The organism is Gottschalkia acidurici 9a (assembly GCF_000299355.1).
Taxonomy (GTDB): domain Bacteria; phylum Bacillota; class Clostridia; order Tissierellales; family Gottschalkiaceae; genus Gottschalkia; species Gottschalkia acidurici.
The window spans coordinates 3,065,001-3,076,686 of record NC_018664.1; the positions used below are offsets into that span (position 1 = coordinate 3,065,001).

At 30.0% G+C, this 11,686-nt stretch carries 13 protein-coding genes and 1 riboswitch; of the genes, 1 reads left to right on the forward strand and 12 read right to left on the reverse strand.

The genetic code is table 11. The features are described from left to right. Position 1: 1 nt before the first annotated feature. The 4 genes from moaA to CURI_RS14645 all read right to left on the reverse strand — a co-directional run bounded on the left by moaA (position 2) and on the right by CURI_RS14645 (position 4,675). A complete protein-coding gene (gene moaA, locus CURI_RS14630) occupies positions 2 to 958 on the reverse strand; it encodes a GTP 3',8-cyclase MoaA (protein ID WP_014969024.1) in 957 nt (318 codons plus the stop codon). A gap of 222 nt (positions 959 to 1,180) precedes the next feature. Further along, positions 1,181 to 1,501 (reverse strand): hypothetical protein, encoded by a 321-nt coding sequence (locus CURI_RS14635; protein ID WP_014969025.1) that lies wholly within the window; start codon positions 1,499 to 1,501, stop codon positions 1,181 to 1,183. 1 nt (position 1,502) lies between these two features. Next, a complete protein-coding gene (locus tag CURI_RS14640) occupies positions 1,503 to 2,489 on the reverse strand; it encodes a ParM/StbA family protein (protein WP_014969026.1) in 987 nt (328 codons plus the stop codon). Between the two features lie 290 nt (positions 2,490 to 2,779). Beyond that, a complete protein-coding gene (locus CURI_RS14645) occupies positions 2,780 to 4,675 on the reverse strand; it encodes a molybdopterin biosynthesis protein (RefSeq protein ID WP_014969027.1) in 1,896 nt (631 codons plus the stop codon). 206 nt (positions 4,676 to 4,881) lie between these two features. Between CURI_RS14645 and CURI_RS14650 the strand changes: the two genes are divergently transcribed. Further along, positions 4,882 to 5,208: a hypothetical protein gene (locus tag CURI_RS14650; protein WP_014969028.1), complete on the forward strand. Its 327-nt coding sequence runs from the start codon at positions 4,882 to 4,884 to the stop codon at positions 5,206 to 5,208. Between the two features lie 140 nt (positions 5,209 to 5,348). Here CURI_RS14650 and CURI_RS14655 read toward each other — a convergent pair whose 3' ends face one another. From CURI_RS14655 to CURI_RS14690, 8 genes are all read right to left on the reverse strand, one after another. Beyond that, positions 5,349 to 6,572, reverse strand: a complete 1,224-nt coding sequence (locus CURI_RS14655) for a molybdopterin molybdotransferase MoeA (RefSeq protein WP_014969029.1) — start codon at positions 6,570 to 6,572, stop codon at positions 5,349 to 5,351. A gap of 9 nt (positions 6,573 to 6,581) precedes the next feature. Beyond that, on the reverse strand, positions 6,582 to 7,223 hold the full coding sequence (locus CURI_RS14660) for an ATP-binding cassette domain-containing protein (protein WP_014969030.1): 642 nt from the start codon (positions 7,221 to 7,223) through the stop codon (positions 6,582 to 6,584). A 1-nt stretch (position 7,224) separates the two neighbouring features. After that, positions 7,225 to 7,914 (reverse strand): ABC transporter permease, encoded by a 690-nt coding sequence (locus tag CURI_RS14665; RefSeq protein ID WP_014969031.1) that lies wholly within the window; start codon positions 7,912 to 7,914, stop codon positions 7,225 to 7,227. Positions 7,915 to 8,021: 107 nt separating this feature from the next. After that, positions 8,022 to 8,915 carry an ABC transporter substrate-binding protein gene (locus tag CURI_RS14670; RefSeq protein WP_014969032.1) on the reverse strand — a complete coding sequence of 298 codons (894 nt, stop codon included), beginning with the start codon at positions 8,913 to 8,915 and terminating at the stop codon, positions 8,022 to 8,024. Between the two features lie 241 nt (positions 8,916 to 9,156). Beyond that, positions 9,157 to 9,278: riboswitch (molybdenum cofactor riboswitch) on the reverse strand. Further along, complete coding sequence (fdhD, locus tag CURI_RS14675; protein WP_014969033.1) at positions 9,247 to 10,029, reverse strand: formate dehydrogenase accessory sulfurtransferase FdhD; 783 nt, start codon at positions 10,027 to 10,029, stop codon at positions 9,247 to 9,249. Its footprint overlaps the riboswitch before it by 32 nt. 19 nt (positions 10,030 to 10,048) lie before the next feature. Beyond that, the gene (gene mobA / locus CURI_RS14680; protein ID WP_014969034.1) at positions 10,049 to 10,657 is read right to left on the reverse strand and encodes a molybdenum cofactor guanylyltransferase; all 609 of its coding nucleotides are present in this window, start codon (positions 10,655 to 10,657) and stop codon (positions 10,049 to 10,051) included. Between the two features lie 34 nt (positions 10,658 to 10,691). Next, positions 10,692 to 11,183, reverse strand: coding sequence for a molybdopterin adenylyltransferase (gene mog, locus CURI_RS14685; protein ID WP_014969035.1), 492 nt, complete (start codon positions 11,181 to 11,183; stop codon positions 10,692 to 10,694). Between the two features lie 2 nt (positions 11,184 to 11,185). Beyond that, positions 11,186 to 11,683, reverse strand: coding sequence for a ferritin-like domain-containing protein (locus CURI_RS14690; protein ID WP_014969036.1), 498 nt, complete (start codon positions 11,681 to 11,683; stop codon positions 11,186 to 11,188). Positions 11,684 to 11,686 lie beyond the last annotated feature (3 nt).

Here is an 11,686-nt window from a genome sequence, read left to right on the forward strand (position 1 = left end):
ATCAACCTCCTATCTCATACATATTTCTAATAATATACTTTCCTTCTTCTAAGTGGTGCTCTTCTGGTTTCTGTAATATTGCCTCTTTTATAGTTTTTTCTAGGTCTCTACCACTTTGTAGTACATTTTTCAAGTCTATTTCATCATTAGAGTGTAGACATAGCTTTAGTTTTCCTCTTGATGTAAGTCTAACTCTATTACAAGCATCACAGAACTTGCATGATATAGGATTTATTATTCCTACCTTTCCCTTTCCACCAGGTAGTTTATAATATACCGCTGGAGATGAAGGGTCGTTTCCTTCTGTTTTTTCTAATTCTTTAACTTTGTCTAATATCATACTGTTAGACACAAACTTTTTAGCTGCCCAATCTGAAGCTTCTCCTATAGGCATAAGCTCTATGAATCTAACATCTATTTCTTCTTGTTTAGTAATATATACGAAATTCTCTATTTCATCCGTATTAAAGTCTCCTATTAAAACAGTATTTATTTTTATAGGGGTTAATCCTACCTTTTTAGCTTCTTCTATTCCATCTAAAACTTTTAGAAGACTTCCGCCTCTAGTTATCTCTTTATACTTTTCAGGATTTAATGTATCTAAACTAATATTTACTCTATTTAATCCTGCATCCTTTAGCTGTTTTGCATAGTCTTTTAAATATATTCCATTAGTAGTCATAGCTAGATCTTTTACTCCATCTAATTTAGAGATCTTTTCAACAAGTTCTACTATGCCTTTTTTAACTAATGGCTCACCACCAGTTATTCTAATTTTATTTATACCTAAAGAAACAAATGCCTTAGCTATTTCATAAAATTCCTCAATAGATAAAACGTCTTCATGATCTACTTTACACACACCACCCTGTGGCATACAATACTGACACCTTAGATTACATAAGTCTGTTACTGATATTCTAAGGTAGTTTATATTTCTTCCAAATAAGTCCTTCACGTTTAGCCCACCTTATCTGTCGTATATTACGTTATATATCGTTCTTGTTTATATTCTACTTCATTTTAAGGTAAACTACCACCATAATTTTATAATACTATGCTTACTACATTACTTGATAAGTTCTCTTAACTAAATAGCATTAATTCAAAGTAATGAAGTAGATTCTTACTAGTTTATCCCATTGCTTTAACTTATATATCTTTTAAAACCTTTTTTGTTTTATTTTATTTCTTTTATATTTACTAAAGATTCTATAAAATCAAGATCAGATTCAGTAAGGTCTTCTTTAACATTTTTTCTATCCTCTTTTAATTCAACACTTACATATTTGGACTTGATATGTTGATCTAATAACTCTAAAATTCTATTTTCTTCTTCCTCTGTAAATACTCTGTCTGCCTTGTCCAAATCATCTATAATTAAATCTTTTATATATCTAGTAAAATTAAAAGTCTTATCAAAATAGCCTTTCTTTTTTAATCTTTCACATAACTCTCTATCTCCTGATCCAAAAGTTATTGTTTTATTTATCCTTTCCATCCTACAGCCCTTTTTTTGCTTTCAATTCCATCATTTTAGCTAACTTCTCAAAGCTATTAGCATTTGTAAACTGAGCATTTTCTAGCACTTCACCAGACTTTAAGTTAATTAAATCTATATACTTTTCTCCAAAAGCTTCAAACCCACCACCTGTTAAATATACCTTTTCAGACCTCTCATATTCATCAAGTTTTCTTAACTCTCCGTTTATTTGTTCAAGATAATTTTCAATGATTGGCTTTATGTAATCAACAGAATGTAGTTCTCCCTTAAACATAATTTTATATTCACCTATTCTTTTTATATACTTTATATAGTCTTCTATTTGATAGTCTTTTACATCCATTCCTAACTTTCCATATAAAACACTGGAAATAGAATCATATAACTTAGCTACACCCATTTTAATAGATTTCACTTTTACAGGTTTGCCATCTACAAATATAGTTACATCAACAGTATTCCAGCCCCAATCCACTAATACAGCAAGTGGTACTGCTTTAAACTTTTCAATATCTAGTACTGGAGTTACAGACCCCTGTGGTGAACAGTGAACATCATCAACTTTTATTCTTACAACTCTTCCATTTAGTCCTAACTTTACTCTTTTATCAATATCTTTTAGAAACTTAATAAAAGATTCTTTTTGCTCTGTAAATGATGAAGCTGGTAGGCCTGTCCCTAAAACAAGATGAAGTTCTTCAGCACCTTGTTCTATTTCATCTTGAAATGACAAATATAGAGCTGTTAATGTTGTAGATTCTAAAATTAGTCTATCCTTTTCATCCTTAGTCTTATCCTCTGATCCAAAATGACCAACACCACCATAACCTATTGTCATTTCTTTTCCATCATAAAATATAATCTGGTTAGCACCCTCTATTCCTAAACTCCCTTGTGACATATAAGCTGGAACTTTTACACCTCTACTTGTTTTTATTGTTGAGAATCCATTATCAAGTCCTATAACTTCTTTAACTATACTCATTTTTTATACACACATCCTTTCAATAGTCTTAATTTTATTCTATTAATATGGTCATTTACCATGATGTTTTTTGTAGTGTAATGCATTGTTATTCATTGTATCTCTTACTTTCAATTGCATTGCTTTTAATTGTTTTGCACTTATCATTCCTATAAGTCAGTAATACTGCCATATTCATAAATAAAAAGTCTAGCAGTAATAATCTGATAGACTTTAAGTATTCTATATATTAACATTAACATCCTCTATTTAAGTTAAAGTGAATTCACGAAGTTTATTTAATTCTTAATTTAATCTATTATTCTAACTGAACCAGTATTTAAGAATTTATATCCACCTAAACTCTCAACTCTTCTTTTGAATTCATCAGATGTTAATATGCTTATAAATTCTTGTACTTTTTCACTATGAAAGTTTTCATAATGAATTAAAAAATCGTAATCTTCATATCCTACTTCTATAAAGTCTAAGTCCAATGCTTTAGCTGCTGAGTATATACCAAGCCCAGTAGTTGCTGATCCTGTCTTTACTCCCATAGCTACAGCCATATGAGTAGTCATTTCTCTATTATAACCTTTTATGTCCTGTAGATTTATACCTAACTTCTTCAAATTATAGTCTAAGAGTATTCTAGTTCCTGCTCCTCTTTGTCTATTTATAAATATAATATCATTTCTTAACAAGTCTTTAAAGTCTATTATGCTCTTTGGATTTCCTTTTTCGACAATAAAGCCTTGTAACCTTTGTAATCCTTTTATAAGCGCCATTTTTTTTCCTGGGAAATATTTTTTTACATAGCTTATATTGTACTCTCCTGTCTCCATGTCTAACAAGTGGATTGGTGCTATATGGCATTCTTCTCTCTTAATAGAAAGTAGCCCTCCCATACTTCCTACATGTCCTGAAGAAAGATGCATCATGTCAGACATAATATCCATTACAAGGTCATGGCTTCCTATAGATACTAATGTATCCTTTATATTATTTACAGACTTTAATAGTTTAACTTGAACTTTTTCACCAGCTTCTACTCCTTCTACATTTTGAGGAATTTCTACTATTCCGTCAGCTTTTACTAAGCTCATAGTAACTCCTGCCCCACCAGAGAGTGGGGTAGCTATAAGTTTATCTTTTACAAGTCCCAGATTTACTCTCAATAATTCTCTACTTTTTAGCGAAGACACTACCCTTCTTGAGATGGTTGCTTCTACTATTTCATCTTTTTCTTCGTTTAATCCAACATAGCTATATATTATAGGTTTTACGAACGTTTCGAACACAAAGAAAGAAGATACTGGATATCCTGGTATACCTATAACAGGCTTATTATTTATTGCTCCTAATATAGTAGGTTTCCCTGGCTTTAAAGCTACACCATGTACAAATACTTCTCCAAGTTCTCTTATTAGACTAACTGTATAATCCTTAGACCCTGCTGATGAACCTGCATTTATTAATAGTATATCATTTTCATCTATACCTTTTAATATAGCTTGCTTAAGTTCTTCATAAGTATCATCTACTGGTAAGTACCTATTAGAAGTACCACCATACTCATTTACTAGTCCTTCAAATACTTTAGAGTTAGAGTCTGGTATTCTACCTACTTCTTCTATCCCTATTTCATCTACTATCTCTGATCCTGTAGGTAGTATTCCTACTTTAGGTTTCTTATATACTTTTACACTCTTCATTCCACCTGCTATAAGCGCACCTAAGTCTATAGGTCTTATTTTATGTTTAGACGGTATTATCATCTCAGTTGCAACTATATCTTCCCCTATTGGTCTTACATGCTGCCATGGATATGCAGAGCTTAGTATTTGAATCTTTCCTTTCTCTAGTTCTATAACATCTTCTATCATTATAACCGAATCAAATGGAGCTTCTATGGGATTACCTGTATTTATATATTTGAAATCACTATTCTCTATTAATATCTTGGGACTAACCTCAGTCGCTCCTATGGTATTCTCTGAATTTACTGCTATTCCGTCCATTGCCGCAGCATTATAGTGTGGCGATGAATTTTTAGCAAATACAGCCTCGTACGTTATTCTTCCCAGTGACTCTAATATATTTATTTCTTCATATAAATTTCTTATCTGTAATTTTTCAAGATATAGTTTCTTTGCTTCGTCTACATTCATGTTCTCTATATAAATATTTCTATCTTTTTTATTCAAAATTTTCACTCCTTATAGAAAATTCTTATATATTTCGTTTACTAAGTCCTATTTCTAAAAATAGGACTTTTATATACACATTTAGTTTTTATAATCATATCATACTAATACAGTTGTTAATTCAGCCTATATATTTTTTAATCTTGTTATTGAGTTTAATCCTCTAAATTAATTTATATACTAGTTATGAAAGGAGAATCTTATAAATGAAAATTAAAGAACTGCTTGAAGAAAATAATGATAACTCAGATAATAAGTGCCCTAAAAGTACAATTGCATCATCTTTTTTTTCAATGCCACCCAAACAGTTTGCCTTACTGTCGTCATTACTAGGAATCCTACTAGTTGATAATCTAAATATAGAACAACAAAACTCAATTGGAAACTTTATTGTAAATATAGGTCAATCCATATTAACAGCAGCTGCTCAAGGGGAATCCATCAAATCTAATAATGAAAAAAATGATAAGATTCGTAAACAAATTGAAGAACTAAAAAAGGAACTTTGTGAGCTTGAAAAAGAACTAAATTAAAAGCCACATTACATAATAAGTCCTTTTAAAAATAGTATATAAATATATTAGAATCAATATATTATTAATAAATATAAGAAAATAATACCCTTGAGACTTGTTACAAATTGCAAGGGTATTTATTATAGAAAATTCAAAAATTAAAGTAAATACACATCTCTTTCCTCACCTTTATATATTCCTTCTTCATGTGATTGTATTTCTATATATCCTGATGACTGAGATAGTAACGTAATCATACCTGACTTCCCAAAGTTAGGTATGCAATAGACTTTTCCATCTCTTTCTTCTAGTGAAACCATTTGATAAGTAGTTTTTCCTGAAGATGAAGGGAAGTTAAAGTCTACTATAGCTTTAACTCTATCTTTTCCCTCTTTTACTCCCATTATATCCTTAATAAATCTTTCTACTAACGCTTTAAATACTATTATAGATGACACAGGATGTCCTGGAAGCCCGAATACTCCCTTTCCTCTAGCTTCACCAATGATTGTAGGTTTACCAGGTTTTATAGACATTCCATGTATAAAAACACCTTTACCCTCAAATGAATCTATAACTTGATGAGTAAAATCTCTTACACCAACTGAACTTCCTCCCGAAAGAATAACTATATCACTATCTTCTAAACCATTTTCAACTTCTTGCTTTAGTAATTCAAAGTTGTCTTTTACTATAGTTCTATTTACTACTTCTCCACCTATTTTTTGTATCATAGAGTATAGAACATAGCTATTTATGTCTCTTATCTTTCCTATCTTCATTTCTTCATCTAAATCTATAATTTCGTCACCCGTAGATATTATATAGAACTTAAGTTTTTTATATACTTTCACTTTAAAAATCCCAAGAGACGCTAATACCCCAATGTCCTGTGGGGTTATCTTTTTGCCCTTTTCTAATGCTACTTGTCCTATTTTAATATCATCATCTTTAAATATTACATTCTCACCAAATGATATAGGCTTATATATTAGTATGTTTTCTTCATCCATCTTTTCTACATGCTCTATCATTATTACACCATCTGCTCCCTTAGGAAGCATACCGCCAGTAGGAACATAGATAGCTTCACCTGGATGAATTTCTGTAACAGCTTCTTTTCCCATTCTTATCTCGCCATTTAAACTTAAGAAACTAGGAAGGGACTCACTGGCTCCATGACTATCACTCGATTTTATAGCATATCCATCTACCGTTGATCTATCAAAACCTGGAACATTCTCTTCAGAAATAATATCATCGCATAGTATTCTGTCTGCAGAGCTTAGTATATCTACATATTCCGATTCTAATTCTAAATTAATATTTTCTAGTAATAACTTTCTCGCTTCCTCAACTGATACAACATTAAAAAAATCCATACTAACTCCCTACCTTTCATCCTTTTTTAATCTTCCTTTTTCAAGATAAATTATTTCATTACATAATCTTTTTGACTGTTCTAAATTATGAGTGACTATAATTACAGTTCCTTTCTTTTCTCTATTATACCTTATTATTTCTCTTTCCATTATTTTAATTGACTCTGGGTCTATATTAGATGTAGGTTCATCCAGAAATAATACTTTGGGATTAAATACCAACGCTCTAGCTAGTGAAACTTTTTGTGACTCTCCACCTGATAATTTATGTGCTTGCTTATCTTTTAAATCATATATCTCTAAATCATATAAAATTTTCTCTACTTTTTGTTTTATTTTATCTTTATCTATCTTTCTTATTCTCAATGGATAATATATATTTTCAAAAACTGTCCTTTTAAATAAATATGGTCTTTGCATAACCATAGTAATTTTATCATATATACTTTCATCTATGTTTTTTTCATCATAAAGTATTTTTCCTAAAAAATTATTATCTAACCCAGCTATTATATTTAAAAGAGTACTTTTCCCACATCCATTAGGTCCTGTTACTCCTGTTATTTTCTCTTTATTTATTTTTAATTCATCTATATTTAGTACTAGATTCTCACCATAATATTTTTTAATATTTAAGCCTGTAATATTCATTTTAATCCTCCATACTATAGGAATATATAATGCTATTAATTCCAAACGATATTATCAGTAATACTATTCCTAATGCTATAGCCATAGGATAATCTCCCATAGAGTTTAACATGGATATGGAAGTAGTTATAACTCTAGTATATCCTTTTATATTTCCCCCTACTATCATAACTGCTCCTACTTCAGATATTGCTCTTGAAAATGCTGTTACTATATTCATAAGTATATCTATTCTTAGCTCTTTTATTATGAGTATAATTATGTCCAGTTTGCTAGCTCCCAAAGTCTTACCTATTTTTTCTATAGACTTCCCTCTATTTTTAGAAATATTATAAGTTAGACCAAGTATTAAAGGGGTTACTAGCACTGTTTGTGCTATTATCATAGCGGTAGGACTATACATCAAATCTAAAAAACCTAAAGGTCCTCTTCTAGATAGTATTATAGCTATTACTAAACCTACTATAACTGAAGGTGTACTCATAAGTGTATATAATATTCTTGAAAAAATTTTCTTACCCTTGAAGTCTTTTATACCCAAGTATATACCTAATGGAACTGTTATTATAGAGGAAAGTATCGTAGAAAGTGAAGATACAAACACTGACAATATAACTATTCCGTATACTTCCTTGTCAAAACCTATCAAAAGTTTAAACGCTTCCATTATCCCACTTAATATATAATCCATTTAATCACATCCTTATATATGTAAAAATAAAAAAGCTAATTATAAACTCTTTTAAGAGATTTATAATTGGCTTTTTTATTTCAAAATTATTATCTTTATTGTTTCAATTACTTAGCATTTGGTACAAACAGTGGCTGTCCAAATTCTTTTACTCCAAATTCACCTATTAATTTTTGAGTTTCTGCTGATAGCATCCAGTCCATGAATGTTTTTGCACCTTCTGCATTTATTTTATTATTCTTTTCAGGATTTACTGGTATAATACCATATTGATTAAATAGATTTTCATCTTTTTCTACTAGAATATCTAAATCTAAAACATCTTTCATACTTAGATAAGTAGCTCTATCTGTTAAAGTGTATCCTTTCTTTTCACTAGCTATTTTTAGTGTATCGCCCATTCCACGACCAGATTCCATATACCAATCTCCCTCTGGCTTTATTCCGGCCGTTTCCCAAATTTTCATTTCTTTATCATGTGTTCCAGACTTATCAGCTCTTGAAACAAAAATAGCTTTATTTTCTGATATAGTTTTAAATCCATTAACTATATCACTTCCATACTTTTCTTTTAACTTTAGTGAATCATCTTTAGGTCCTACTAAAATAAAGTCATTATACATTACATCTTTTCTCTCAGTTCCATGTCCTTCTTTTACAAACTGTTCCTCTTTTACTTTAGAGTGAACTAAAAGTATATCTGCATCACCATCTTTACCTTTTTGAAGAGCCTCACCAGTTCCTACTGCTATCACTTTTACTTTTATACCTGTTTCTTCTTCAAACTTAGGTAATAAGAAGTCTAAAAGTCCACTATCTTGTGTACTAGTAGTAGTAGATAAGATTATAGAACCACCTTTTTTAGTATCTTTTTCTGACTCTTCTACTTTTGACTTAGTTTCATTCTTTGGCTCTTCTACTTTATTACTACATCCAGCTAGTACAGATAACGATAAAACTAAACATAGAAGAACAGCAAATAGTTTTTTCATATTTTTCATTTTGTCACCCCTATATAATTTTTATTTAAAGTCTAAGAAGTATACTATTTTTATATTAATATACTCCTTAAACTTTTAAATCATAGAATCTATATTTTCAATACTTGTCCGATATCTTATAGGACTTATACTATTTCTATATAATAAAAAAAGTAGTCTTCCATAAAAGTCATTTTAAATAAGTGACTCCTTTTGGAAAGACTACTTTTGAGTATGCAAAGTTATAAAAAGTATATATACTTAAACATACTCAAACCTTCCTTTCCAAACGTGGGAGGCACAAAAGTTTCCCTTTATACCCATGGTCTTAAATTTCATGGAATTTCTTTCTTTAGAAATCTAAGCTCGGAAAATTTGAATATATATTCATTTTATCTCCTCTAACAAAACCTATTACAGTTATATTTAAGTCTTTAGCCATCTCTATGGTTAAATTAGTTGGAGCTGATCTTGAAACTATTATAGGCAATCCTATCTTTGCCACTTTAATTAAAACTTCTGATGATATTCTACCACTAGTTAAAATCATCTTATCTGATATATCCATGCCTTGCATGAATACTTTTCCAATTATTTTATCTAAAGCGTTATGTCTACCGATATCTTCTTCAAATATTAATATATTTTCTCTGTCACATAATGCACAACTATGAACTCCACCAGTCTTTAAAAAGAGTTCGGATTCTTTATTAAAAGTTCTTATGAGTTTCTTTATATCATCTGTATTAATTTTAGTATCATTTTTTATCTTTTTAGATTTAAATGAATCTATTACATTGTAAAAAACTGTTCCTTTTCCACAACCAGTAGTTATAGTTCTTTTTCCATAAAGTTTTTCAGAAAGATTAGTTTTATTTTTAGTATAGACGTAGGCTATTCCTTTTTCTTTATCTATTCTTATATTTTTAATATCCTCTTTTGACTTTATAAGTCCTTCGGAGTGTAAAAAACCAATAGCTAAATATTCTAAAGAACTAGGAGTACATAATAGAGTTATAAACTCGTTATCATTTAGAAAAATTGTAAATGCATGTTCAACTATAACATAGTCTTTATCTTCATATATTTCTTCACCTTTTACTCTTATAATGTCATATTCTTTAGTTCCTGTCATAGTCTAGCCTCTCTTTACTTTAAATATTTGAGTAATTTCTTATATAATCATCTAATTCATCTCTAGTATTAAGGTTAATAAACATTTCCCATTTTGGACTAAACCTTCTAGCATCATCTTCTTCTATATATAGTGTATCTGATTTTTGTAGAAAAGAATTAACAGATCTTTTATTTTCCTGTAAATGTTTTTCTATTCCATAATATAAATCTTTAGAGTAAAAGCTGTTAAAAGCTTCTATCCAGTTTCCAAATTTAGTTACACATGCTTGCGGTTCTTGCTCCCTTTCCTGCATCTTTTTCTTCATATATCTAATATATTCTATACTTATATTAGGCATATCGCAAGCTATAAAATAAGCATATTTACTTGAAGAATTTTTAAGCCCTACATGAAGTCCTGAAAGAGGTCCCATTTCTTTTATAATATCACTTACTATCTTATCACCAAAGCCTATATAGTACTCTGGCTTGTTAGTAACTACTATTATTTCGTTAAACTCTTTCTTAAGCTTGGATATAACTATATCCATAACTCTTCTTTCTTTTATCTTTAAAAATTGTTTATCAAATCCCATTCTAGAGCTTTTTCCACCAGCTAATATAATAGCTGTTCCAAATTTACTCATATCAATCCCCTGCCAACTTTATTAGTTAATAAAACTACCTAGCACACTCGCTATCTCTACCAGTCATTATCTCTAGTCCATGATGAACTGAGTCTATTATATATTCAAGTGTCTCTCTTACTGCCTTTGGACTTCCTGGTAAGTTTATAATTAATGTTGTATCTTTTCTAATACCCGAAGTAGCTCTTGATAACATAGCTCTTGGAGTAAATTGTAAGCTAAAATTTCTCATAGCCTCTGGTATTCCAGGCACTAGCCTATCTATTACTTTAAGAGTAGCCTCAGGAGTTACATCTCTCTTGGCAAATCCAGTTCCACCAGTAGTTAGTATAAGGTCTATCTTTAGATTATCACACATATTTATCATTTCGTTAGATAATGAATCTAAGTCATCTGGAAGTATAACTTGTTTTTCTACTTTATATCCTTTTTCTTCAACTATTTCACGTATAACTAATCCACTCTTATCTTCTCTTTGTCCTGTAGATCCTTTATCACTAGCTGTTATTATACCTACCCTAAACATTTTTAACCTCCCCAAGGAAGTGACATATATTCTTTCATTCTTCTATCATATTCTTCTTTAAATATAGATTCATGCCCTGCTTCCCAACCTGCTAAAGTTTCAAAAAGTTCCTTTATAATAGGTTCATCTGCTTGCTTAGATGCATTCTCATAGAATTCTTTAAAATCTCTCTCTATAAGATAAGCCATTCTCAATATAGTTATATCTGGAACATCGCTTTCTTTTAATGCTGCATCTACATATTCTTTTTTCGATCTTTTTTCAAATATTTCTGGATCGACATCTTCAAGCATTTCTTCTATTTCAAATGTATCACTTTTCACATACTTTTCTAAATGTCTCTTTAGAAAATTATAGTGATCCATCTCTACCTCTGATAAGTTTAAAAATAGTGCTTTAGCAGTTTCACTTGTAACCTGCCCCGCTTTTTCTTTAAAGAAATTAGAACCATCAAGCTCCATTTGCATAGCATATCTTATTGCTTGTTCATACTTTTTCAACTC

What these genes read in the sequence shown, in the direction of transcription:
- mobA (WP_014969034.1), bottom strand. Translation starts at nt 10,657, where the DNA reads ATGAGTAAATTTGGAACAGCTATTATATTAGCTGGTGGAAAAAGCTCT.
- CURI_RS14635 (WP_014969025.1), bottom strand. Translation starts at nt 1,501, where the DNA reads ATGGAAAGGATAAATAAAACAATAACTTTTGGATCAGGAGATAGAGAG.
- CURI_RS14670 (WP_014969032.1), bottom strand. Translation starts at nt 8,915, where the DNA reads ATGAAAAATATGAAAAAACTATTTGCTGTTCTTCTATGTTTAGTTTTA.
- CURI_RS14650 (WP_014969028.1), top strand. Translation starts at nt 4,882, where the DNA reads ATGAAAATTAAAGAACTGCTTGAAGAAAATAATGATAACTCAGATAAT.
- fdhD (WP_014969033.1), bottom strand. Translation starts at nt 10,029, where the DNA reads ATGACAGGAACTAAAGAATATGACATTATAAGAGTAAAAGGTGAAGAA.
- CURI_RS14665 (WP_014969031.1), bottom strand. Translation starts at nt 7,914, where the DNA reads ATGGATTATATATTAAGTGGGATAATGGAAGCGTTTAAACTTTTGATA.
- CURI_RS14655 (WP_014969029.1), bottom strand. Translation starts at nt 6,572, where the DNA reads ATGGATTTTTTTAATGTTGTATCAGTTGAGGAAGCGAGAAAGTTATTA.
- CURI_RS14660 (WP_014969030.1), bottom strand. Translation starts at nt 7,223, where the DNA reads ATGAATATTACAGGCTTAAATATTAAAAAATATTATGGTGAGAATCTA.
- mog (WP_014969035.1), bottom strand. Translation starts at nt 11,183, where the DNA reads ATGTTTAGGGTAGGTATAATAACAGCTAGTGATAAAGGATCTACAGGA.
- CURI_RS14640 (WP_014969026.1), bottom strand. Translation starts at nt 2,489, where the DNA reads ATGAGTATAGTTAAAGAAGTTATAGGACTTGATAATGGATTCTCAACA.